Origin of the sequence: Corynebacterium sp. (genome assembly GCF_043426755.1) — a bacterium.
In the GTDB taxonomy this organism is placed as follows: Bacteria; Actinomycetota; Actinomycetes; order Mycobacteriales; family Mycobacteriaceae; genus Corynebacterium.
Genome location: NZ_JBHWRP010000039.1, coordinates 1 through 23,048, shown reverse-complemented (window position 1 = coordinate 23,048; position 23,048 = coordinate 1). Strand labels below are relative to the sequence as shown.

The window sequence follows — 23,048 nt, the reverse complement described above, 5'->3', positions numbered from 1 at the left end:
AAATGAACCGCATGGTACGGACGTTCCTTTGGTGTGCATTAAGATGGTGCTTCATATGCCTGTAAACCCGGAGCCCTGGTTTGGCTGACTATTTTGTACACCGCAATTTTTGGAGACTGAAAACATATGTCAGTGAACAAGATTCGTACCACGCACGTAGGCTCCCTGCCGCGTACCCCGGAGCTGCTGGAGGCGAACCAGCGCCGCGCTGAAGGAAATATCGAGGACGCAGAGTTCTTCGAGATCCTGCAGAAGGCTGCCGATGACGTCGTGAAGCGCCAGGTGGACCTGGGCATCGACATCGTCAACGAGGGCGAGTACGGCCACATCACCTCCGGTGCCGTGGACTACGGCGCTTGGTGGAACTACTCCTTCTCCCGCCTGGGTGGCCTCACCATGACGGATGAGGACCGCTGGGCGGCGCAGGAAGTGAAGCGTTCCACCCCGGGCAACATTCAGTTGACCAGCTTCTCTGATCGTCGTGATCGCCAGATTTTCGCCGAGGCATACAATGACCCGGATTCCGGTATCTTCACCGGCCGCGCGAAGGTGGGCAACCCGAAGTTCACCGGCGAGGTCACCTACATCGGCCAGGACGACATCGACGCCGACGTGAAGTTCCTCCGCGAGGCTATGAATAAGGCTGGTGCGAAGGATGGCTTCGTCGCAGCTCTCTCCCCAGGTTCGGCAGCGCGCCTGAAGAACGAGTTCTACGATTCCGAGGCTGAGCTGGTTCAGGCGTGTGCCGATGCGATGTCGCACGAGTACAAGGCCATCACCGATGCCGGCCTGACCGTTCAGCTGGACGCGCCTGATCTGGCTGAGTCTTGGGACCAGATCAACCCAGAGCCATCCATCGAGGATTACCGCGATTGGCTGCGCATCCGCGTTGACGCGATCAACTCTGCCATCAAGGATCTTCCGAAGGAGCAGGTCCGCCTGCACATCTGCTGGGGTTCCTGGCACGGCCCGCACACTACGGACGTGGAGTTCGCGGACATCATCGATGAAATCCTGCGTGCCGATGTCGGCGGCTACTCCTTCGAGGGCGCTTCCCCTCGTCACGGCCACGAGTGGCGCGTGTGGGAAAACGGGAAGCTGCCTGAGGGCAAGCTGATCTACCCGGGCGTTATCTCTCACTCCACGAATGCTGTTGAGCACCCACGTCTGGTCGCCGACCGCATCATCCAGTTCGCTGAGGCCGCTGGCCCAGAAAACGTGGTCGCTTCGACCGACTGTGGTCTGGGCGGTCGCCTGCACCACCAGATCGCGTGGGCGAAGCTGGAGTCCCTGGTGAAGGGCGCTGAGATCGCGTCGAAGGAACTCTTCGGCTAAACGGCTGTCGCTTATCGACGAAAGACCAGCGCCGCTCCCATCCACTAAAAAGTGGGGGAGCGGCGCCGGTGTCTTTGTGGTGCTTTACATGAAGTTCTGCAGGATTGGCACGATGATAAGCGCTGCCTGAGTGACCGCAGTAAGAATACCGATGATGAGCCCGAGCCACTCGAATGCTTCCTCAGCCTTCGGCGAAAGCTCATTCCAGTTCACCAGGGTGCTCGACAGATTTTGCGACGAGGTCTTCTCTGGATCGTTGCTGGAGTGCGGGAAGCCGGTGCCATCTTTGTTATCGGAGGAACCGGAGGAGCCACCCTTGTCGCCCTCATCGGAGGAACCGGACGAGTCGGAAGAGTCGTCGTTGTCCTTAGGCTTTTCCGGGGTCTGGTCTGGCTCCGCCGGCTGTTCGATGCCAGGGTTAGCACCTGGGTTGTCTTGAGTTTCGGCCTGAACGGGGGCGATACCGGCAAGAATGACTGCACCTGCTGTTGCCAGTGCGAGAGAGATACGACGGTTCACTGGGGGAACTCCTCTGTAGATGATGTGTTGAAGAACGAAAACGCCAGCGACAGTGTACCCCACCGCATTGCTGCTGGTGAAGGGGCCGCTGGAGCAGCCCAGTCTTATCCGGGCTCTCCTTGTCCTGTTGGCTCCAAGGAATCATACCCTTTACATGGGAAGTTTGGGCAAGTATGGGCGTACTTTATTCATTAGATCGGCGGTCAGGCCTGGGTTCATCGCGACGACCCCACCCACGGCAGCCAGAATGCCCAGGATTGCTGCGATCGCGGTGAGTGCTCCGGCGGAGGAACCACCGGTGCTGCTACCACTGCTTGGCGCAGCAGGGGTAGGGCTGGTCGGCTGGAGAAGATCGTCTACCTGGAAGATGGTCGTAGTTCCCGAAACTTCATTGCCGACCACCAGCAGGTTCTCGCCGTTGGGTGAGTCAGCAGCCGGGATGAACTTGAGACCCTCAGGGCCCAAGTCGCCAGCCTTCGGCAGATTCGCTGCAATCGCAGCGGGGTCCTTCTTGTAATCCTCCATGGAGATGCCGAAATCGCGATTGTTGATGTAGGTCACGTAGCGCGACTCAGCCGGGGCTGTGACGTCATAGACGATGACACCACCAACGCGTTCAAAACCGATGAAGGCATAAGTACGGTCGCCGATCTGGCCGAGTGCCAGGCCCTCTGGCTCGGGGCCCTTATCGTCGGAACGGCCCTCGAAGTCGGACTCAGAGTGGTTCGAGTTGAAGAACTCTGGGTGGACTTCTGCGGTGATCTGTTCGAAATCGGCACCAGAGTCGAAGACAAGGTCACCTTCGGCGGTGAAGATGGAGAAGTTGCGGCCACCATAGGCATAGACCTCGTCGTAGCAGGTGCCCTCGTCGTTAAGCCCGAAAGCGGTGGTGATCTTCAGGCGGCCGGCGCCCTCGTCGGACTGGAGGAACTTGATCTCCTCGGCGGTCATTCCGTGGAAACCTTCGCACAGGCCGGGCAGGCCCTCGTCGGGATCGCCCAGGTCCTTCAGGCGGACTTCCTCGGAGTAGGCGTCCCAGTCGCGGGCGTCGCCCTCGTTAGCGGTCACGATATACGTGGTACCGCCGGCTTCGTAGGCGCCGATTGCATCCGGCTGGCGAATGCCCTTCACCGGCCAGGTGCCGATCTTGATTTCGCCGTTTTTACCGTCAAGATCACGATCAGACGGGTCGAACGGGATGTCCCCGCGGTCGACGTAGCCCAGCGGCCAGACCTTTTCCACGGTGGCAGAAGCAATGTCGACCACAGCGATGGCGTTATTTTCCTGCAGAGAGACATAAGCCTTGCCGCCTACCTGTGCGATGTATTCCGGTTCCAGATTCTGCGCATCGGAGGTGGAAGCACCTACCTGGCCATACACGTGGACACCGTCGGGAAGCTCGCCCTCGAAAGCATCGAAGCCGGCGGTGCGCACATCGGCCTGCGTGGAGGCGGTCACATCGTCGTTCAGCGCGACAACCGAGACGGATCCCTCTGGGTCGACGGAGTAATCCTCTGCGGGCTCGCCTTCGTTGGCGACCAGCGCGTACGCGCCGTCGTCAGTGATCAGGACCATGTCTGGCAGGGAACCTACCTGCACAAAGCCGAGGGACTCGAGGTTCTCAGCGCCTGCGTCAAAGAACATCAGCTGGCCCGCGTCTGTCTTATTTGCCGGTTCGACGGTGGCCACCGCTAGCCCGTCGGCACGCACGGACACGGAATTGATGGTCGTGTCCGCACCGCCCGAAAGCGCGCTAATCTTAGTCGGGTTGGTGGGATCTGAAGCGTCGAGAACATCAATCTGGCCAGACTGCGCGTTGACCACCAGAAGGCGCTGAGATGCCGCGTGGTAGTCCACGATCTCAGCGGCGGACTGGTCGAAGACCCCGGAGTCATACGCGCCGATAGGAGCAAGAGCGACACGTGCGTCCGCTGCGGAATGGCTCCATGGCGTATCGACGATTGCAGCCTGCGCCTCAACAGCCAGGGAGAAAGTTAGCGCGGTGGTTGCTGCGATCGTGATACCGCGGCGGAAGAACGAAGACTGGGGCATGGGTGCCAAACCTTTCAAAGTCACAGGAAACTCACAGTGCTTCATTTCTAAACCAACAGAATGATGGTGGGGTGACGTAGACGTGAACTTCGCGTGAATCGGTAGGGAGAGCAAGTTGAAGAAACGCGGGGGTCTACACTAAGAAGCCATGAGCTTCGAACCGGTACACGCATCCGATATTCAGGTAGCCCAGGCAAATATCTCTGCCGTCATTGCTCCCACACCGCTGCAGTATTGCCCGCGCCTGTCGGACAAGCACGGCGTGGAGGTCTACCTCAAGCGCGAGGACCTTCAGGACGTGCGTTCGTACAAGATTCGCGGTGCGTACTACGGAATGTCGCAGCTATCGCCGGAGGAGCGTGACGCAGGTGTTGTCGCAGCGTCGGCAGGCAACCACGCCCAGGGCGTCGCCTACGCGTGCCGGACGATGGGGATTGAAGGTCGGATCTTCGTTCCCAGCACCACCCCGAAGCAGAAGCGGGACCGCATCCAGATCCACGGCGGCGACATGGTGGAGCTGGTGGTCACCGGCGCGAACTTCGACGAGGCCGCGGAGGCTGCTCGTCGTGACGCGGGGGAGCGCAGCGCAACCATCATCGAGCCTTTCGACTCGCGCGATACCGTCATCGGCCAGGGAACGGTGGCCGCGGAAATCGTCACGCAGCTGACCTCTCTGGGCAAGTCGATGGACACGATCATGGTGCCCGTGGGTGGCGCAGGCCTGCTGTCAGGTGTAACAAGTTACCTGGCGGACATGTCGCCACGCACTGCGATCGTGGGCGTGGAACCGGCCGGCGCGCCGTCGCTGCAGGCGGCCATCGCTAACAAAGGGCCTATCACCTTAAAGGACGTAGACAGTTTCGTTGACGGCGCGTCCGTCAAACGCACCGGGGATCTGAACTACCAGATCGTCGAGGAGAACCAGGGGCGCATCCACCTGCTGTCCGTTGACGAGGGCGCAGTGTCCACAGAAATGTTGGACCTCTACCAAAACGAAGGCCTGATCGCGGAGCCAGCCGGCGCTCTTTCGGTGGCGGGCCTGACCGAAATGTCGCTGACACCGGGTTCGGTGGTGGTGTGCATCATCTCTGGCGGCAACAATGATGTGCTGCGCTACGCAGAGATCATGGAACGCTCCCTGGTCCATCGCGGCCTGAAGCACTACTTCCTGGTCAACTTCCCGCAGGAACCCGGCCAGCTGCGCCGCTTCCTCACCGATGTCTTGGGGCCTGACGACGATATCGCGCTTTTTGAGTACCTGAAGAAAAATAACCGCGAAACCGGGGCGGCCCTAGTCGGCATCGAGCTAGCCGCGGCCCGCGACTTGGGCCCGCTGCTCAAACGCATGGATGAATCCGGCATGGACTGCGAACGCCTCATGCCGGGCACACCTGCCTACGAGTACATCGTGGGCAATTAACGACGAATAATTGCGAACTCCCACCCGCCAAGGTGGGTCTCGTCTTCACGCACATCTGGGCTGGTGAAGCTGTAGATCAGCTCGCCGCCCACCGGGGCAACCGCCGGTTCATCACCCAGGTTGACGGCTAGGACCACATCGTCATAGCCCATGGTCAACCATGTCTGGCCATGATCGACCTGCAACTCGCGCAGGTCAGAGCGGCTGAGCCCCAGCTCGCGGCGCAGCGCCAACAAACGCGTATAAGCAGCATGGATTGCTTGCTGCTCCGCCGCGAAATCCCAGTCCAGCTTCGCGGACTCGAAGGTTTCTTCCGCCGCCGGATCGGGCACCTCAGAAGAATCCCAGCCCGAGCGCGCAAACTCGCGGAAGCGGCCCTCGCGGGTCAGGCGGTTCAACTCGTCGTTGGTGTGGGAGCAGAAGAAGGGGAAGGGAGTCGTTGCGCCGAACTCCTCGCCCATAAACAGCATCGGGGTGAACGGGGAGAAGAAAATCACCGCGGCCTTGAGTACCTGCTGGTTGGCAGTGAGGTTCTGCGAAGGGCGATCGCCCTGGGCCCGGTTACCGGTCTGGTCATGCGTGGTGGTGTAGGTGACCAGGTGTGCGGGTGATGTCGTCGACAAGTCAATCGCGCGACCATGGGTGCGCCCACGGAACCCGGACCAGGAATTGCGGAAGCGGAACCCGTGCCGCAGGGTATCGGCTAGTAATTCGATGGTGCCGAAGTCCTCATAGTACGCATGCTGTTCGCCAGAGACGACGGTGTGCAGGGCGTGGTGAATATCGTCCACCCACTGGCCGGCCAGACCATAGCCGCCGTTGGCCTCCGGGGTGATCAGGCGCGGATCATTCAAGTCGCTTTCCGCGATGATGGAACGAGGGATGCCGGTACGTGCTTCCACCTGGTGGGCGATGTACTGGATCTGCTCCATGATGGAAAACGCGCCCCGGTCATCCAACGAGTGCACCGCGTCCAGCCGCAGGCCGTCGATGTGGAACTCATCCAGCCACTGCTTGACGGTATCCAGAATGTAGCGGCGGACTTCGTCGGAACCGTGCGTGGAGATATTCACCACCTCGCCCCAGCCGGTCGACCCACCTGCGGTGTACGGGCCGAAGAACCCGTTGTAGTTGCCGTCGGGCCCGAAGTGGTTGTACACCACGTCCAAGATCACGCCGATGCCCTTGTTGTGCGCCGCGTTGACCAATTCCTTCAGCCCACGCGCGCCACCATAGGATTCCTGCACGGCAAACCAGTCCACCCCGTCATAGCCCCAGTTACGCTCCCCGCCGAAGGGCTGCACCGGCATCAATTCGATCGTCGTCACTCCCGTGTCTATCAGGTAATCAAGCTTGTCGACGATCGCCGCAAACGTGCCCTCTGGGGTGAAGGTACCCACGTGCAGCTCGTAGATCACCTGGCCGGGGAGGACGCGGCCGGTCCATGCGTCATCGGTCCACTCGAACTGCGGATCAATGATCTCAGAGAGGCCATGAATGCCATCCGGCTGCGATTTCGTGCGCGGGTCCGGCAGGGTAATGGACCACTCGTCGCCATCGAAGACCTCATAGCCATAACGGTCGCCGGGGCGCACCACGGTATCGCAGGTCCACCAGCCCGCACGCTTCTTGTGCGGATCAGACTCCCGGCGCATACCCACAGTCGAGCCATTAAGCTTCAAACGGATGTCGTGGGCAAAGGGTGCCCACACGGAATACGGTTCAAAGGTAGTCATAGCACCAGGCTAGACTAAAATGAACACATCATGGTCACGAAATACGAGCTTCCCGCAGCTGGAGAGATCTTCACCAACGAATTTGAGATCAAACGCTCCCGCTTCATCACCTGGATCGCACGCGCCCAAAGTGACGACGAAGCCCGCGACCTCATTGCGCTTGCCCGCGAGACCTACCCGGACGCCCGCCACCACTGCTCGGCATATGTGGTCCACGTCGATGGCTCCAACCCCATCGAACGCTCCAGCGATGACGGCGAACCCTCAGGAACGGCCGGCAAACCCATGCTGGACGCTTTGAAAGGCTCCGGCATGCTCGACGCCGTGGCCATCGTCATCCGCTACTTCGGCGGGATCAAACTAGGTGCCGGCGGGCTGGTGGGCGCCTATTCTGATTCCGTTGTCGAAGCGCTGCCACACGTCAAACGCGTCCGCCGGGCGATGAAAGAACTCCTCACCGTCGACCTACCGCACGCCGAGGCAGGGCGCATCGAGGCCGACCTACGCAACCACGGCGTGGACATCGTCGACGTCGATTATGGGTCCGCCGCCACCTACACATTGGCCCACGATCCTGGCCAACGCGCACACCTCGACGCGCTGCTCGCCGCAGCCACCCAAGGTGCCGCCGAATCAGACGAAGCCGGACACGACTGGGTGGAGACTGACGTTGTAGACTAAGACCCATGTCAATGCAGCGACGAAACCCCAACCCCATTCAGGCACGCAAGGATGCCGTCCGCAAATACTCCCGCAACGCGGTTGCCTTCGCTGGCGGCGGCATCGTCGGTGGCGTGGCCCTCGGCTTCATATTCAGCTCGTGGACCCTACTGGTCCTGGGCCTTGTCGTTGCCGTCGTCGGTGGGGTTGTGAACTACAACAAGGTCCAAAAGATCGTCAACCACAAAGACAATTACTAAACGATGACCACCCCCGCTGGCACACCAGTACGAATCGACGCATGGACGTGGGCCGTTCGCATCTTCAAAACCCGCAGCGACGCCGCCCAAGCCGTGCGCGCCGGGCACGTCAAACTCAATGGGGAATCGGTCAAACCGGCCGCCCAGCTTGTGCCGGGGGACCGGGTGCACGTGTGGAAAGATCACCGCAATTACGAATTTGAAGTGACTGCGACGGTCCGCAAGCGGGTGGGAGCGCCCGTGGCCCGAACCTGCTACGTGGACCATTCCCCGCCGCCCCCGCCCAAGGAGATCATCGCCTCCATGCCGCGGCGCGACAGGGGAGCGGGACGGCCAACCAAGCGGGAACGCCGCCAACTAGACAAGCTGCGCGGCTACCGGAGCTAGTTATTCGTCGGGGTGCGCAACTGCTCTAAACGTCGCTCCAAGCGCTGCGGTCGCTGTGCTGCCTGCCGGCCCAAAGAACCGGTGCGGTGGATATGTTCACGGCCGAATCGGTTCAACAATAAATCGTCGATAATGCGCACCTGGCCGGGCTGGAACCGGTAGTTCATCGCCGTCTGCACCACTTCGAGGTCGGCGTCGTTGACCACGTCGGCAAGCTCTTGGATCGTCGTAATGCCATTCGCAAAAAGCAGGTCCTGCAGCCAGCGGTACGCGTCCGTGCGCGAACGCGGGAAGCGGCTGCCCAGCAGCATGGTCAAAATTCCGGGCAGGGTCTCTGCGGTCAGGTCCACCTCTTCTTCGGGGAGGCGGACGCCTTCTGGGTCGTAGAGCGCGGCGATCTGGTCAAACTGCTGATCTGCCAGCTCAATCAACCCGGCCGCCAGCGTGAACGCGCGGTCCACTTGGGGGTCGCTGGAGCTCTCGCCGCGCTTATAACGAACATCGTGCTCGAATTCCGCCCACGCGTGCTGCAACACGGTGCGCACTTGCACCTCGAGCTCCATCCCGCGGTATTCCTCCAACCCTTCGGAGTCCTCGGTGACTTGCAAGATGAGGTGGTGCGAGCCATACCCAAAGCCGCCGGAAATCTTTGTCTCCTGGGCCTTGTCTACGCTGCGCAGCACCTCAAAAGAGTGCGCGATAATGTCGAGCACCACGGGGATTTCTGTTGAGTGCAGCACCGTAATGCGGGCCCCGATCAGATCATGGATGTCATTCCACGGATCGGGGTACACCAGGCTGCCATCGTCGTGACGCTTCGCGGCTTTGCCACGCAGCGAGGTCCACGTTTTCACGCGTGCGACGATGCGGTCGAAGTTGATCCCGGCGTCGCTCAGGATATCTTCTAGCGCTCGCTCGACATCCTCCGCCGTGGTGGGGTGCTGCGCGATCCACTCATGGTAAGTAGCGCCCAACGATGCAATTGTGTGGGCGGGTTCGTTGTCACTCATGCGCTACTAGTTCCCGGATGCCATCTCTTCCAACCGTGCAGATACCAGCAGTGCTGTAGGGAGCAGCTCAAGAATCTCTGAGACAGGAACCGTGCCCGCGAACGTGCGGCCGGTCAGGCGATCACGCCACTGACCCTCTGGCAGCGTCACTGTCGTGCCGCGCCAGCCGCCATCCTGCTGGAGCAACAGCGGGCGGCGCACCGCCAACGCAATCACGGAAATTCCAGCAGCACCCGGTGTGTCGCCGTCGCCGCGTGCCGTGCCCACCAGGTGGGACTCCGCGGGACCGACACCGAAGACAGCCTGGTGCTCACCGCGCAGGAAGACCTCTGGGAACTGGCGGCGCAGCACCATACCCTGATGCACCACGGCCTGCTTGGCCCGGTCGGACCAGCGCGCCAAGTGCGGGTACGGGGTGGGGGTGTCACCGGCGTCACGCTGCTCGGCGCGGGCCTGGGTGGCGATCTCCTCGAGGTGGTCTGCCTCAGGGTCCTCGAGCACGTCGAGGGTCTGGCTGCGTGCCGTGTAGTCGACGAAGCGGCGGTTATCCGGATCCACCAGGGAATAGTCAAAGAACTCTTGGCCCTGATACGTATCGGGGATGCCGGAGCCCGCCATCTGGAGCATCTTCCGGCCCAGAGAAATCTGGACCGCACCACGGTGGATATCCTGCATAAACTCCGTGATTTGGGTAGTGGCCGGGCCGTCGAGCAGCGCCTCCACCCAGGTCAATATCGCATTCTCATAAGACTCGTCTTGATCCACCCACGTGGTGTGCAAGCTCGCTTCGCGCACAGCCTTTAACGCATAATCGCGCAGCCGGGTGCGCAGCGAATCGGTAATCTCGCCGTCTTCCGGCCACACGCCCAAAATATTCTGGATCAAAAAGTGCGCGGTTGCGGGGTCGGGTGCCGGCACCACAGCGTTGACCTGGGTGACCAGCTCTGCGAACTCGCTGTGGTATTCCGTTAACTCAATGATGCGGGCGCGCACGTCTTCGCTGCGCTTGGCATCGTGGGTGGATAACGTGGTCATCGCCAGCGGCCACAGGTTCTGGCGTTCCTGCTGCAGCAGGTGGAATTCAGCGGCGGACACACCGAAACGGCCCGGCGCGCCGCCGACTTCCTGCAGCGCGACCAAGCGCGATGCGCGGTAGAAGGTGGTGTCCTCGACACCCTTGGCCATGACAGCACCACAGACTTGGGCGAAGCGGACCTTGGCTTCACCGTTGGCCAAAAGCGCTGCGGAGATCAGGTCTAGTGCGTCACGACGCGACGGGAACCGGCGAGACATGTCGGCAACAACTGATGCGGTGATGCGTGAGAGGGAGACGTAGTCGGCGCGGTACACGGGCATGGCCGCCACCAGTTCCTCGATGGTGGAGATGAGGTCATCGTCCGATACCAGGGCACCAGCGGTGGAGAAGTTGTCACGGCGGATGGCGCGTGCGAGGCGGCGGACCTCGGCGGCGAGTTCGGTGCGGGCGACATCGCGCTTGAGGTGGTGTTCTGTCGCTTCGATAGCGTTTTCATCCCAGGTGGAGCCGCTTTGTTGCAGCGCGAGCATGCTCATGTGATTTTCGGCTTCACGTGAGATGAACACGCCGTCAAATTCACGTAGGGCGTCGTAGCCGGTGGTGCCGTCGACGGCCAGGCGGGGGTCGAGTGGCTCGTCGACACCCAGGATTTTTTCGATGACCAGCCAGCGGTCCTCGCCGACGACATCGCGCAGGCGGTTGAGGTAGCCGAAAGGATCGGACAGGCCGTCTGGGTGGTCGACGCGCACACCGTCGATCAAGTCTTCGGCAATCAGTTCGCGCAGGACGCGGTGGGAGTGTTCGAAGACCAGTGGGTCTTCTTGGCGGATGCCGGCAAGCCCGTTGACGGAGAAGAAGCGGCGGTAGGAGATGACACCGTCGCGCCAGTACATCAGGCGGTAGGACTGCTTCTCATAGACCTCTTGGGGATTGTCTTCAGGGCCGTCGCAGGTGCCTGGAGCGATGGGGAAGTAGTTATCGTAATAGGCCAACACCAGCTCGTTGAGTTCAGAGTGGTACTGGATTTCTAGTTTGTCTTCGTCGCCTTCCTGCCCCAAGATCGGCATACCCAGCTTGCCGTCGGCGCCGTTGTCCTCGTGCCAGTCGATATCAAAGTAGGGCTCATAGTTTGACTCTTTGCCGTGCTTGAGCACATCCCACCACCAGGCGTTCAAGGTGGGGTCGTCCACGCCTAAGTGGTTGGGGACGATATCGACGATCAGCCCCATGCTTTCGGCGTGGGCCGCCGCTGCAAGCGAGCGCAGCCCTTCGACCCCGCCTAGCTCTGGGTTGACGGTGGTGGGGTCCGTGACATCGTAGTTGTGGTTAGATTCTGGGACCGCGGTAAGGATGGGGGAGAGGTAGAGATGCGAGACCCCCAGCTTCTTCAGGTACGGGATTTGTGCCTCGGCCTCAGCGAAGCCGAAAGCGCGTCCCCCCGGATCGGCCTTGGGGCCGCGTAGCTGCAGGCGGTAGGTGGACGTGATCGGACGACGCACGAGACAACTCCTTCGTTTGTAGAATCTTTAGCCTCCACACTAATGATTTTTCGTCACACCCGGTTGTGGCTTACCGCACTACAGGAAAGCCCAATGAGTAGGCGACCACGTCCGCTGCCTCCCCATTCGCGCTCAACCCGGCGCGCAAAAGATCCGGCGCACAGTGATACACCGCGACCTCTTCGTCGGGACGCACCGCGTAGCTGAGCCCGGCCTTCGGCCCCACCAAGGTTTTGAGGTGCCGGTGCAGCACCGTAAAAGTGGAAGGATGGCCCATCCACTGCCGCGCATTGGCGATTTCCCACCCCTGCACCCCATCGGGCAGAAGAGGCGCGTCCCGAACCAGAAATTCCACGCCCTCACTGGAGCTATGCTTTGCCAGCAGCTCGCGGGCGGCCCTATCCCACGCCGCATGAATGCTCAGCCCCATCCGCCCCAGATCGTGGTACGTCAGCCCGCGGCCGGCTTCGTCGTAAAGCACGGCGCGGAAGTCACGCGAGAGCGGAACGTGGGCAATGTCGTCGCTTATCGACGACACACCCCACGGTGCCCGAACGCATTCAGAAGCGTGGACCGCCTTCATTCCAAGCGACCCAATTGCTGCGTGTGCAAGCGCGGCGGACATAGAGGGAATCCTTTCGGCAGAGGCGAATGCGATTACCCTTTAGACTGCGCAAACACCGAAACGGTTCCCTCGAACACGCAAAAAGTTTTAAAACGGGGGTTCTTCGTCCAACCCCAGCACCTGAAGCAGCTTGTCGGCCGGCCAAATCGCCAACTCTTGACCCTTCTCAATTAGCTCGCGGGCACGCTTTTCCTTCGACGTCATGGTGGCCCATTCACCGGTGACCAAGATCGTCGTCTTCTTCGTCACATTCTTGCCCACCTGGCCACCACACTCGGCGATACCGGCCCAGAGGGTGCCCTTATCGAAAGGCGCAAATTCGCCGGTCAGGGTGACGTTCTCACCGAAGAGCTCGTTGGTCGTGTCCGCATCCTTATTGGGTTCGGGGATCGTGTCAGGGGTTGCCACCGACTGCCAGGGTGCAGGCCCACGACGCGTCTGCTTCTCCGCGCCCGCAGGCTGATCCGTCCCCGCACCCGAGACCTCCGGCGCCGGCGACTCATTCTTCTCCACACGCTGTGCCTGCAAAGCACGCGACGCTCCCGAACGGTCACGCAGCGTAGGAATCACCCGCGACGGCTCCAACACGCCGAGCGTAAAACCAGTGCCATGCACATAGTCCATCAGTGATCCAGCGTGATCAGCCCGCCGCGCTAACTCCACCATAACCTCGGCGCACGCCACAGCATCAGCTTCCGCATCATGGTGCGCAGTCAGTTCCACCCCAAGATGCTCCGCGAGTGTTGGCAGCTTGTAGTTGTCCACGTTTAACGACGATGCACGCGACGCCGCCAAAGAACACCCAAACATTGCCTGGGGAACCTCCACACCTGCCGCATGGCAGGCCTCACGCAAGGCCGTCATATCGAACTGCGCATTGTGCGCGACAAGGGGAAGATCGCCAACAAAGGCCGTGAACTCGTCGACACGCTCCGCAAAAGTGGGCTGGCCTTCCACATCCTCGCTAGTGATGCCATGAATATTCACGTTGTAAGGATCGAACTCATCAATACCCGCAGGCGGGGTGCACAGCCAAGACGCGGTCTCAGTCACAACACCGTCAATAACTTTCGCCGCCCCAATCTGGCAGATGGAGCCCCACTGCCCATTGGCGGTCTCCACATCAAAACCCACGAAATCAAGACCTGTGACACCGGAGCGGGCCTCGCTGTCCTCCGGGGCCTCGCCGCGCCGGGCGGCGTCGATACGCGCAAGAAATTCCTCAACGGTGTCCTGGGAGCCTGGTGCGAAGCTCACGGTGATGGAGTCGCCCGCGGTGGGCAGCGTGACGGTGGAGTTGTCCCAAGCGTCGCCGTGGCTGACCTTGACCTGGCCAAGCTGTGCGATCTCTAGCGTGACATCCTCACTAGATCCACGCAGCGATGCCGCTAATTCCGTCGGCGAAATGCGGATGGTGGTGTTCGTGACAGTGATTGTGGCGCCGTGAGCTGCGATCACCTGAGCTGTCTCCTTAAAAGCGAAAGCGGGTAGGATGAGTATTCCTGCTCATCCTACCCGCGATGCCGACACCGCTATTCGCCGACTACTCGTCGTCGTTCTTGTTTTCCTCTACTTCCGCGGCGACCTTCTCGTTGCGCTTTTCGGCACGCTCAGCACCCGCAGTGTTTCCCGCAGATTCCTCTGCGTCATTCTCGGGGGTCTCCTCGTCGAACTCAGGGCCACTGACCTGCTTCAGCACCAGGGTAGAGCGTGGCTCGACCGTGACGGTATCACCCGTGGACACGATGGACTGCTCCAGCGGGTAGCCGGTCAGTTCAGTGGTGTCGATGAGTAGCTGCCATTCGGTACCGAAGTTCTTCGAAGGAATCGTAAACTCGATGGCCTCATAATGCGCGTTGAACATCATGATGAAGGAGTCATCCTCGATCTGACGTCCGCGGGAATCAGGCTCAGAGATCTTGTCGCCGTTGAGGTAGACCATCAAAGCCTTCCCGAATGCGAAATCCCAATCACCCTGGGTCATCAGCGTTGCTTCAGGTGTCAGCCACGCGATGTCACGATCCTGGGCATCGATACCCAGCGGGCCGCCCTCAAAGAAACGGTGACGGCGAAATACCGGGTGGTGGCGGCGGATCGTGAGCAGACGGCGGGTGAAATCATGCAGCTCCCTGTTTTCTTCAAGAAGCTCCCAGTCCATCCACGCAATCTCATTGTCCTGGCAGTACACGTTATTGTTACCGCCCTGGGTACGGGCGATCTCGTCGCCATGCGAAATCATCGGCGTGCCCTGAGACAGCAGCAGCGTGGTCAGGAAGTTACGGCGCTGACGGTCGCGCAGATCATTGATGATCGGGTCCTCAGTGGGGCCTTCCTCACCGTGGTTCCAGGAACGGTTGTGGGATTCGCCGTCGCGGTTGTCCTCGCCGTTGGCAGAGTTGTGCTTCTCGTTGTAGCTCACTAGGTCATTCAAGGTGAAGCCATCGTGAGCGGTGATGAAGTTGATCGATGCCGTCGGGCGGCGACCATTGTGCTGGTACAAGTCCGACGACCCGGTCAGGCGGGAGGCAAACTCACCCAGGGTGGAGGGCTCACCACGCCAGAAATCACGCATGGTGTCGCGGTACTTACCGTTCCACTCGTACCAGAGGGGTGGGAAGTTACCCACCTGGTAGCCATCGTGGCCAATATCCCATGGCTCGGCGATCAGCTTGGTCTGGGAGACCACTGGGTCCTGCTGGCACAGGTCAAAGAACGTGGCCAGGCGGTCCACGTCCGAGAACTCACGCGCCAAAGTAGACGCCAAGTCGAAGCGGAAGCCGTCGACATGCATCTCGGTAATCCAGTAGCGCAGCGAGTCCATGATCAGCTGCAGCGAGTGCGGGTCGCGCACGTTCAGTGAGTTACCGGTTCCGGTGTAGTCCATGTAGTGGAACTTGTCGCCTTCGACCAGGCGGTAGTACGCCTCATTGTCAATGCCGCGGAACGCGATGGTGGGGCCCAAGTGGTTGCCCTCGGCGGTGTGGTTGTAGACCACGTCGAGGATCACTTCCATGCCTGCCTCGTGGTAGGCGCGGACCATCCCCTTGAACTCAGTGACGGCATCTGCTGGGTCTGAGCCGGAAGCGTAGTCCTGCTGTGGGGCGAAGAAACCGAAGGTGTTGTAGCCCCAGTAATTGCGCAGCCCAAGTTCGCGCAGGCGGTCGTCCTGCAGGAACTGGTGGACTGGCATCAGCTCTACCGACGTGACCCCCAAGTCCTTCAAATATTCGATCACGGCCGGGTGCGCCATGCCCGCGTAGGTGCCGCGCAAGTTTTCGGGCACGTCGGGGTGGGTGGCCGTCATTCCTTTGACGTGGGTTTCATAAATCACCGTCTCATTTGGCAGGATCTTTGGCGCGCGGTCGTCGCCCCAGTCGAAGAAGGGGTTGACCACGACCGACAGCATGGTGTGCCCCAGGGAATCTTCCTCATTGCGGCCGGAGCCTGCTGGCTCGGCGTTGATGTCATAAGAAAATAGGGATGGGTGCACGCTAAATTCACCGTCGAAGGCCCGTGCGTAGGGGTCGACGAGTAGCTTGTTCGGATCGCAGCGCTTGCCGTTGTGCGGATCCCAGGGGCCGTGCACGCGGTAGCCGTAGCGCTGGCCCGGAGTGACGCCGGGCAGGTACGCGTGCCACACGTGGTTATCTACTTCGGTGAGTTCCACGCGGGTTTCGTTGGTGTCTTCGTCAATCAGGCAGAGCTCAACCTTTTCCGCCACGTTAGAAAAGATGGCGAAATTCGTGCCAGCGCCGTCATAGGTGGAACCTAGGGGGTATTGGTCGCCTGGCCATACTTGCAGGGATTCTGCGGTCATGTCAGTCATGTGCACTAATCGTAGTGGAATTTTCCCAGAATCCCTGTTGGGCACCCCGCGTTAGACGAGCAGATTCCGTAAAGGGAGTATGAAATTCTCTATTCTCCGAGGTTATCGTCCTATAGATGGATTTTCCTGACGTGAAATCAAGGTTCGCTTTTCGACGATCAATTTTCCTGCTCTTTCACAGGAAGCTATGCGGGACAGTTGCAGGAACAAGCAGGACTGGCTTGATAGGGTTTTGTGTGGTTGTCCACTTTCGCGAACATGGCGAAACGAGGCAGGATGAAATTTATACCCATCTGGACGGCCGTGCATGCCTGTCGTGCCGTCGCCGGTAACCCTCAATCAGGAGAAGTACTTTGAAGATTTCTTTCACGTCGAAAAAGACCCTCGCTGCTGTAGCGATGGTGATCCCGCTGACGTTGACCGCTTGCGGCTCGAAAGAGTCTGAAGAAAGCACAGAGGCGATGGCGTCGAGCTCCACGACGACCACGACCTCCTCGAAGTCCTCCGAGAAGGACAAGCCCGAGGAGGAGAAGGACAAGCCTGAGGGGGAGGAGCGCGAGGAGCCCGAGAATCCTGAGGCCAACCCAGACGAACAGGCCGCCCCGCAGGGCCGCGCAGCCGCCCAGGGTGCTGGTGGCCCCGCTGCTGGTGAGAACCCGCTCGAGGGGGGCCAACTGCCTACTGTCCAGGTTGAGCCGCTGCAGACCGGTCAATCCGGCACGGCAGAAGATGCCGCGCAAATCAAGGCGAACCTCAGCGAGATTTATAACCAGACCACCGTGCAGGGCATGACGAACGCCTTGGTGAATAACACCTGCGCCCGTGTTCTCGAGGAAAATGGTGGCGCGCAGGTCTTCGACCTCGGTGGCCAGGATGTCTCTCTTGCTGAACTTGGCGTTGACACGAGCCAGAACTATGTCCGAGACGTCCGTGATGTAAAGATCGACGGCAACCGGGCGTCGGCAACCGTCGAGGTGCAGACTCAGCAGGGTACCGATACTGCCACCCAGATTTTCCAGAATGAGGGCGGCCGCTGGAAGATGTGCAACTAGTTGCACGACTCTTTCGCTAGGCACTCCACCTCGCAGCCATCTCGCCGATACACGGTTGGATCGGCTGCGGGGCTTTTGTGCGTTGGCATCATCTCTGGGATTGTCCTCGGGGTGGTCTGGGCGTTCCTGCGTCCCGGATATACCGGAGATGTCGTCGACGGGATCTTCACCGCCGACCCATCAAACGCGGTAGAAAACGTGGAGTTCACCTCATTCATGTGGTTTGTGGTGTTCTCGGCGGCGATTGGTTCGTTGGTGGCCATCGTCGCTTACGCAGCGGCGGGGCATGTCCGAGGCCTGAAAACAATGCTCTGGCTCGGCATCGTCGCCACTGCGGGTTCCTTCACGTTACTGGTCGTGGGGCAGTGGATGACCTACGCGCTTCATCCCGCCCCGGATGAAGGCGCCGGCGAGACGCTCGAGGCGGTCACGTTAGTGCCTCCGATTGACCCCTTGCATGGGTGGGTGGCCGCGCCACTAATGGCGGTGTTGACCTATTGGATCTTCGCCGTAATCACACTGCCCGAACAGATTCGAGCCCAGGATCCGTCGCCGGCTGTCAGCGTGGCCACTGCACAATAGTGCTGCCCTGGGTCTGCTTACTCAGGCTATCCATCGCACCCAAGACGCTGACCAGCGCGGAAATCACAAAGTGGCTGCGCTGGTCTAACGCCATGCCGTCGGTGATGTTTACGGCGGCCTCCACGTGGAGCAGCATCACGCCTTCCTCCATGCGGGTATATGCGGTGGTGCCCACAGCAGACTCATTGTGCTCGTTACAGGCCAGCCACAAATCCAGAAAATCAGCTTGCGGATCAAACTCTGTGATCCATCCGCCAGTGACACGGAAGAATGCGCCGCCGTCGACACAGAGGGCAAACCCAACACCGTTGACGGCCGTGGACACGATCCCGTCCTCACCCTCCGCAAAGCTGAACTCTAATTGTGTCAGCGGCTCAGTGATGTGTTCAGTCATAAACTCGTCGATCGGCTCATGCTCAGCGATGACGGCCTCATCCGGCACCGCATACACACCAATCTCCTCGTCCGCGGGAAGATGACGGGAATGGGGATGACGGCCGTGCAGCGCCGCGTGATCCTGCTCAGTCACCAGGGTCTCCGGCACGGCCAGCGCGTCGTCGTCAAGCTCAAGCTCCTCGCGGAACTCATGTGCAAAAGTGCCCAGCGCGTTCATCGATGAGGCGAGGAAGGTGAGCAGTTGATCGTCGGAAAGCCCATGCTTGATCCACGTGGCGGTGCGGGCGCGGACCAAAATATTTCCAGCGGCGGTCAGGCGGTAGGACACCGTGGGGCCGATGCGTTCCTGGTTCCACCTGTCCAGGGCTTCGGCCAGTTGGCTGGCGTAGTCCAAATCGAGGGGGACGCGGCCCTCGCTGTCGATGACAAGGGCGTGGGGCGCGGAGTAGTCGATCCACACCGTGGCGATGTAGTCATAGGCACCGATCACGATGCGGTCGAATTCTGTCTCGAAGTCGTACCCTAAGCCCTGCAAAGCATGTTCGACACGGGGTAGATCGACCGCGCTGGCCTGTGCCTGCCCAATCTTGTCTGGTTTCCTGTGTCGTGCCATATGTGTCAGTGTAATGGCCCTGTCCGCGGCGCTGGTGAGCGCTGTGAATACAATGGTGGTGTTGAACACTGGTTTTACCCAAGGAGCCCTCCATGCTGAAAGTCACAGACCTGCGCGGACATACCCCAACCATCTCTGAGTTGAGGCGCGTTCTGCCGCGCGGTGGCACCGATGTCAACGCGGTGCTGAGCACTGTTACCCCCATCGTGGAGGACGTGCGCGAACACGGCGCCGCCAAGGCCCTGGAATACGGGCAGCAGTTTGATGGCATCACGCCTGAGTCTGTGCGCGTGCCACGTTCGCTTATCGACGATGCCCTGAACACTATCTCCGAAGAGGTACGCGAGGCCCTGGAAGAGGCCATCTCCCGCATCCGCAAAGTTCACGCGGACCAGAAGCCTGCACCGCACACCACGGAGCTGGGCAACGGTGCGACCGTGACGGAGAAGTTCATTCCGATTACGCGCGTCGGCCTGTACGTCCCGGGTGGAGAGGCGGTGTACCCGTCGAGCGTATTGATGAACGTGATCCCTGCGCAGGAGGCGGGCGCAGAGTCCATGGTTGTGTGCACCCCGCCGCAGGAGGCTTACGGCGGGTGGCCGCACCCGACCATCCTGGCTGCTTGCAAGTTGTTGGGCGTCGAGGAGATCTGGGCTGTCGGCGGTGCGCAGGCCGTGGCGCTGATGGCTTACGGCGACGATGAGCACGAGCTGGATCCCGTGGACATGATCACAGGCCCCGGCAACATCTTCGTCACTGCTGCCAAGCGCCTGGTCAACGGCGTTGTCGGAATTGATGCAGAGGCTGGGCCCTCGGAGATCGCGGTGCTTGCCGACGATTCCGCCGACCCTGTCTACCTCGCCTATGACCTGATCAGCCAGGCGGAGCACGACGTGATGGCTGCCAGCGTGCTGATCACTGACTCCGAAGAGCTAGCCGATACCGTCAACCACGAGATTGAGGCGCGCTACACCGTGACCCTCAACGCGGAGCGCGTCCGCGAGGCGCTGACGGGCGCGCAGTCCGGCATCGTGCTTGTCGACGATCTGGAAGCAGCCATCGCCGTGGCGGATGCCTATGCCGCAGAGCACCTGGAGATCTACACCCGCGACGCCCGCGAGGTCGCCGAACGCATCCAGCATGCCGGCGCAATCTTCGTCGGCCCGTACTCGCCTGTACCTTTGGGCGACTATGCCGCAGGCTCCAACCACGTGCTGCCCACATCTGGCACCGCACGCTTCTCGGCGGGCCTGTCCACCCACACCTTCCTGCGCCCCGTGAACCTGATTGAGTACGATCGCGTCGCGCTCAAGGAGATCGGCCGCCACATCATCGCGCTTGCCGACGACGAACAGCTGCCCGCCCACGGTGAGGCCATTCGCGCACGATTCGAGGAGAACTAATGGATATCACCCTGGACCAATTACCGCTTCGCGACGAACTGCGCGGCAAGTCCGCCTACGGTGCGCCTCAACTTCAGGTCCCCGTTCAACTCAACACGAATGAGAACCCGTACTCGCCCTCGCAGGCGCTGATCGACGATCTTGTCGCCGAAGTGTCCAAGCTGGCATCTACCCTGAACCGCTACCCAGAGCGTGACGCCGTGGAGCTGCGCACCGCGCTGGCAGACTACGTGACCAAGCAGACCGGCGTGGCCGTGACCAAGGACAACGTGTGGGCCGCCAACGGTTCCAACGAAGTGCTGCAACAGCTCTTGCAGGCATTCGGCGGGCCGGGCCGCAAGGCGATGGGTTTTGTTCCGAGCTACTCCATGCACCCCATCCTGTCGGCAGGCACCCAGACGGAGTTCATCGGAGTCGATCGGGGAGCGGATTTCCGCATCGACATGGACGCGGCGCTGCAGGCGATTGAGCAGCACGCACCAAGTGTCATCTTCATCACCACCCCGAACAACCCGACTGGCGATGTGACCAGCTTGGAGGACATCGAAAAGATTCTGGAGGTGGCGCCTGGCATCGTGATTATCGACGAAGCCTACGCCGAGTTTTCTCCTTCTCCATCCGCGACGACCCTGCTGGAGAAGTACCCGACCAAGCTGGTGGTCTCGCGCACGATGAGCAAGGCCTTCGATTTCGCAGGTGGGCGCTTGGGCTATTTTGTCGCAGCGCCCGCGTTCATCGAGGCGGTCATGCTCGTACGTCTCCCGTACCACCTGTCAGTGCTATCGCAGGCAGCGGCGACCGTGGCATTGCGCCACTCAGAGGACACGCTGGCCACCGTCGATAAGCTATCGAAGGAACGCGAGCGCGTCCAAGCCGCGTTGATCGAGCTGGGGTACGAGGTTGTGCCCAGCGAATCCAATTTCCTCTTCTTCGGTAATTTCGCTGATGCCGCCGAAGCCTGGCAGGCATTCTTGGACGAGGACGTCCTCATCCGCGATGTCGGCGTACCTGGCCACCTGCGGGTCACCATCGGACTGGATACCGAAAATGACATGTTCCTCCAGGCAGCTAAGATTGTGAAAAAGAAAGGGCTGTAACTATGAGCGAGCGCATCGGCACCGCCACACGAACCACCAGTGAGTCTGATATCACCGTGGACATCAACCTCGACGGCACAGGCACGTGCGATATTGACACGGGCCTACCATTTTTTGACCACATGCTCACCGCATTTGGCACCCACGGCTCCTTCGACCTGAAGGTACACGCCAAGGGCGACACGCATATCGACGCCCACCACACCGTCGAAGACACAGCCATCACCCTGGGCTGGGCGCTGTTGGATGCCGTCGGGGATAAGAAGGGGATCCGCCGCTTCGGCTCCATGGACTTGCCGATGGATGAAACATTGGTCAGCGCTGTGCTCGACATTTCCGGTCGGCCCTACTTCGTGATGAATGGCGAGCCCGAAAATATGGACTGGCAGATCATCGGCGGCCACTACGCCACCGTGATCAACCGCCACTTCTTCGAAACCCTAGCGTACAACTCGCGCATCACCCTGCACGTCAACGTGCAGTACGGCCGCGACCCGCACCACATCACCGAGGCGGAGTACAAGGCAGTGGCGCGCGCACTGCGCCAGGCAACCGAGATGGACCCACGAGTCGACGGCGTGCCATCGACCAAGGGCGCGCTGTAGATGATGGTGCTCGCACAAGGCTCATCGCCTGGGATCGGCGGGTCCCTGTTCATCTGGATCCTGTTTATCATCGCCGGAATCCTCGTTGGTGGCGCATGGTCCGCCTATCAGAACGGTTCGAAGAAGGCCACGCTGTTCATGGTGGTCTTCGCCGCCGTCGCCCTATTGATTGCGCTGGGGAGTTTGTTCACCGCGATGCCAATCTAGGACGGCAACGCGGGTGATCTGCTATCCTTTCTCGGTTGATTAGACCTTAAAGCACCTATAGAGCACAGTGGAAGGGGAGCAGTGGCACAGGAGCGCATGAGCCGGGACGAGTTCGAACAGCTCGATAGCATTTGGAAAGCGCCGGGGTTCCTTCCGACGATGATTGCGGTAGCTGCCGCATTTGGTGCCTGGGCCCTCTTGCTCCCGGTGCTGCCGGTGGCGGTCCTCGACAATGGGGGTAGCGCCACACTGGCCGGGCTCACCACCGGCATTTTCATGCTGGCCACCGTGATCACGCAGGTATTCACTCCTGCGATGCTGCGCTCCATCGGTTACCGCCCCGTCATGGTCACCTCCGCCTTATTGCTTGGAGTTCCGGCCTTGGGTCATATCATCAGCATGGAACCCTGGGCAGTGTTGCTGTTTTGCGCCATGCGTGGTGTTGGCTTCGGCGCGATCACCGTGGCTGAGTCTGCGTTGGTCGCTGAGCTGATTCCGGCGCGCTTCTTGGGCAAGGGCACCGGGCTGCTGGGCGTGTTCGTCGGCGTGGCGCAGATGCTCTTCCTGCCGGTGGGTCTGGCCATCGCCCCGCAGTTCGGATATAACACCGTCTACATGGTGGGCGCGGTTATTGCGCTGATTGCGGGTGTGATGGCGCTGCGGATCCCGTCGCTCAAGGCAGACCCGGTAGAGCCACGCAGAACTGACACGACGCAGGTCCGCACACC

Annotated in this window: 21 protein-coding genes; 12 read left to right on the top strand and 9 right to left on the bottom strand. The window is 60.8% G+C overall.

From position 1 onward, the window contains the following. Nucleotides 1–126: 126 nt before the first annotated feature. On the top strand, nt 127–1,335 hold the full coding sequence (locus tag ACHFGA_RS03410) for a cobalamin-independent methionine synthase II family protein (protein WP_394281027.1): 1,209 nt from the start codon (nt 127–129) through the stop codon (nt 1,333–1,335). 84 nt (nt 1,336–1,419) lie between these two features. Here the strand turns inward: ACHFGA_RS03410 and ACHFGA_RS03405 are convergent, their stop codons facing one another. Next, a complete protein-coding gene (locus ACHFGA_RS03405; protein ID WP_394281026.1) occupies nt 1,420–1,854 on the bottom strand; it encodes a hypothetical protein in 435 nt (144 codons plus the stop codon). A gap of 150 nt (nt 1,855–2,004) precedes the next feature. Beyond that, complete coding sequence (locus ACHFGA_RS03400) at nt 2,005–3,906, bottom strand: choice-of-anchor I family protein (protein WP_394281025.1); 1,902 nt, start codon at nt 3,904–3,906, stop codon at nt 2,005–2,007. A gap of 148 nt (nt 3,907–4,054) precedes the next feature. Here ACHFGA_RS03400 and ilvA point away from each other — a divergent pair, with 148 nt between their 5' ends. Next, nucleotides 4,055–5,326: a threonine ammonia-lyase IlvA gene (gene ilvA / locus ACHFGA_RS03395; protein WP_394281024.1), complete on the top strand. Its 1,272-nt coding sequence runs from the start codon at nt 4,055–4,057 to the stop codon at nt 5,324–5,326. On the opposite strand, the gene treZ is transcribed toward ilvA, so the two are convergent. Further along, nucleotides 5,323–7,062, bottom strand: a complete 1,740-nt coding sequence (gene treZ, locus ACHFGA_RS03390; RefSeq protein WP_394281023.1) for a malto-oligosyltrehalose trehalohydrolase — start codon at nt 7,060–7,062, stop codon at nt 5,323–5,325. The two genes, ilvA and treZ, sit on opposite strands and share 4 nt — an antisense overlap. 30 nt (nt 7,063–7,092) lie before the next feature. Here treZ and ACHFGA_RS03385 point away from each other — a divergent pair, with 30 nt between their 5' ends. The 3 genes from ACHFGA_RS03385 to ACHFGA_RS03375 are packed head-to-tail and all read left to right on the top strand — an operon-like array spanning nt 7,093 to nt 8,369. Then, the gene (locus ACHFGA_RS03385) at nt 7,093–7,743 is read left to right on the top strand and encodes an IMPACT family protein (RefSeq protein WP_394281022.1); all 651 of its coding nucleotides are present in this window, start codon (nt 7,093–7,095) and stop codon (nt 7,741–7,743) included. A gap of 5 nt (nt 7,744–7,748) precedes the next feature. Then, entirely contained in the window at nt 7,749–7,982 is a 234-nt protein-coding gene (locus tag ACHFGA_RS03380; protein ID WP_394281021.1) for a hypothetical protein, read from the top strand. Between the two features lie 3 nt (nt 7,983–7,985). Further along, on the top strand, nt 7,986–8,369 hold the full coding sequence (locus ACHFGA_RS03375; protein ID WP_394281020.1) for an RNA-binding S4 domain-containing protein: 384 nt from the start codon (nt 7,986–7,988) through the stop codon (nt 8,367–8,369). On the opposite strand, the gene ACHFGA_RS03370 is transcribed toward ACHFGA_RS03375, so the two are convergent. The 5 genes from ACHFGA_RS03370 to glgX all read right to left on the bottom strand — a co-directional run bounded on the left by ACHFGA_RS03370 (nt 8,366) and on the right by glgX (nt 16,365). Further along, nucleotides 8,366–9,379: a GTP pyrophosphokinase family protein gene (locus tag ACHFGA_RS03370; RefSeq protein WP_394281019.1), complete on the bottom strand. Its 1,014-nt coding sequence runs from the start codon at nt 9,377–9,379 to the stop codon at nt 8,366–8,368. The two genes, ACHFGA_RS03375 and ACHFGA_RS03370, sit on opposite strands and share 4 nt — an antisense overlap. 6 nt (nt 9,380–9,385) lie before the next feature. Further along, nucleotides 9,386–11,914, bottom strand: coding sequence for a malto-oligosyltrehalose synthase (treY, locus tag ACHFGA_RS03365; RefSeq protein ID WP_394281018.1), 2,529 nt, complete (start codon nt 11,912–11,914; stop codon nt 9,386–9,388). Nucleotides 11,915–11,984: 70 nt separating this feature from the next. Then, nucleotides 11,985–12,539 carry a hypothetical protein gene (locus tag ACHFGA_RS03360; RefSeq protein WP_394281017.1) on the bottom strand — a complete coding sequence of 185 codons (555 nt, stop codon included), beginning with the start codon at nt 12,537–12,539 and terminating at the stop codon, nt 11,985–11,987. 87 nt (nt 12,540–12,626) lie between these two features. After that, on the bottom strand, nt 12,627–13,997 hold the full coding sequence (locus ACHFGA_RS03355) for an exonuclease domain-containing protein (RefSeq protein ID WP_394281016.1): 1,371 nt from the start codon (nt 13,995–13,997) through the stop codon (nt 12,627–12,629). Nucleotides 13,998–14,082: 85 nt separating this feature from the next. Further along, complete coding sequence (gene glgX / locus ACHFGA_RS03350) at nt 14,083–16,365, bottom strand: glycogen debranching protein GlgX (RefSeq protein ID WP_394281015.1); 2,283 nt, start codon at nt 16,363–16,365, stop codon at nt 14,083–14,085. 353 nt (nt 16,366–16,718) lie between these two features. Between glgX and ACHFGA_RS03345 the strand changes: the two genes are divergently transcribed. Together ACHFGA_RS03345 and ACHFGA_RS03340 are read left to right on the top strand one after the other, a co-directional pair. After that, nucleotides 16,719–17,417, top strand: coding sequence for a hypothetical protein (locus tag ACHFGA_RS03345; RefSeq protein WP_394281014.1), 699 nt, complete (start codon nt 16,719–16,721; stop codon nt 17,415–17,417). A gap of 75 nt (nt 17,418–17,492) precedes the next feature. Further along, nucleotides 17,493–17,999 (top strand): hypothetical protein, encoded by a 507-nt coding sequence (locus ACHFGA_RS03340; protein ID WP_394281013.1) that lies wholly within the window; start codon nt 17,493–17,495, stop codon nt 17,997–17,999. On the opposite strand, the gene ACHFGA_RS03335 is transcribed toward ACHFGA_RS03340, so the two are convergent. Then, nucleotides 17,977–19,008 carry a YbjN domain-containing protein gene (locus tag ACHFGA_RS03335; protein ID WP_394281012.1) on the bottom strand — a complete coding sequence of 344 codons (1,032 nt, stop codon included), beginning with the start codon at nt 19,006–19,008 and terminating at the stop codon, nt 17,977–17,979. The two genes, ACHFGA_RS03340 and ACHFGA_RS03335, sit on opposite strands and share 23 nt — an antisense overlap. 92 nt (nt 19,009–19,100) lie before the next feature. Between ACHFGA_RS03335 and hisD the strand changes: the two genes are divergently transcribed. The 5 genes from hisD to ACHFGA_RS03310 form a co-directional block, all read left to right on the top strand. Beyond that, nucleotides 19,101–20,411, top strand: coding sequence for a histidinol dehydrogenase (gene hisD / locus ACHFGA_RS03330; RefSeq protein WP_394281011.1), 1,311 nt, complete (start codon nt 19,101–19,103; stop codon nt 20,409–20,411). Further along, nucleotides 20,411–21,508, top strand: coding sequence for a histidinol-phosphate transaminase (locus ACHFGA_RS03325; protein WP_394281010.1), 1,098 nt, complete (start codon nt 20,411–20,413; stop codon nt 21,506–21,508). The genes hisD and ACHFGA_RS03325 overlap by 1 nt, the downstream gene beginning before the upstream one ends. Nucleotides 21,509–21,510: 2 nt before the next feature. After that, nucleotides 21,511–22,113, top strand: a complete 603-nt coding sequence (hisB, locus tag ACHFGA_RS03320; protein ID WP_394281009.1) for an imidazoleglycerol-phosphate dehydratase HisB — start codon at nt 21,511–21,513, stop codon at nt 22,111–22,113. After that, entirely contained in the window at nt 22,114–22,320 is a 207-nt protein-coding gene (locus ACHFGA_RS03315; RefSeq protein ID WP_018580567.1) for a hypothetical protein, read from the top strand. Between the two features lie 96 nt (nt 22,321–22,416). Then, nucleotides 22,417–23,048, top strand: a 632-nt coding sequence (locus ACHFGA_RS03310; protein ID WP_394281008.1) for an MFS transporter, incomplete at its 3' end; no start/stop codon positions are given.

Coding starts and splice junctions, on each gene's coding strand:
- ACHFGA_RS03410 (WP_394281027.1), top strand. CDS start 127: ATGTCAGTGAACAAGATTCGTACCACGCACGTAGGCTCCCTGCCGCGT.
- ACHFGA_RS03400 (WP_394281025.1), bottom strand. CDS start 3,906: ATGCCCCAGTCTTCGTTCTTCCGCCGCGGTATCACGATCGCAGCAACC.
- ilvA (WP_394281024.1), top strand. CDS start 4,055: ATGAGCTTCGAACCGGTACACGCATCCGATATTCAGGTAGCCCAGGCA.
- treZ (WP_394281023.1), bottom strand. CDS start 7,062: ATGACTACCTTTGAACCGTATTCCGTGTGGGCACCCTTTGCCCACGAC.
- ACHFGA_RS03385 (WP_394281022.1), top strand. CDS start 7,093: ATGGTCACGAAATACGAGCTTCCCGCAGCTGGAGAGATCTTCACCAAC.
- ACHFGA_RS03380 (WP_394281021.1), top strand. CDS start 7,749: ATGTCAATGCAGCGACGAAACCCCAACCCCATTCAGGCACGCAAGGAT.
- ACHFGA_RS03375 (WP_394281020.1), top strand. CDS start 7,986: ATGACCACCCCCGCTGGCACACCAGTACGAATCGACGCATGGACGTGG.
- ACHFGA_RS03370 (WP_394281019.1), bottom strand. CDS start 9,379: ATGAGTGACAACGAACCCGCCCACACAATTGCATCGTTGGGCGCTACT.
- ACHFGA_RS03360 (WP_394281017.1), bottom strand. CDS start 12,539: ATGTCCGCCGCGCTTGCACACGCAGCAATTGGGTCGCTTGGAATGAAG.
- glgX (WP_394281015.1), bottom strand. CDS start 16,365: ATGACTGACATGACCGCAGAATCCCTGCAAGTATGGCCAGGCGACCAA.
- ACHFGA_RS03335 (WP_394281012.1), bottom strand. CDS start 19,008: ATGGCACGACACAGGAAACCAGACAAGATTGGGCAGGCACAGGCCAGC.
- hisD (WP_394281011.1), top strand. CDS start 19,101: ATGCTGAAAGTCACAGACCTGCGCGGACATACCCCAACCATCTCTGAG.
- ACHFGA_RS03325 (WP_394281010.1), top strand. CDS start 20,411: ATGGATATCACCCTGGACCAATTACCGCTTCGCGACGAACTGCGCGGC.
- hisB (WP_394281009.1), top strand. CDS start 21,511: ATGAGCGAGCGCATCGGCACCGCCACACGAACCACCAGTGAGTCTGAT.
- ACHFGA_RS03315 (WP_018580567.1), top strand. CDS start 22,114: ATGATGGTGCTCGCACAAGGCTCATCGCCTGGGATCGGCGGGTCCCTG.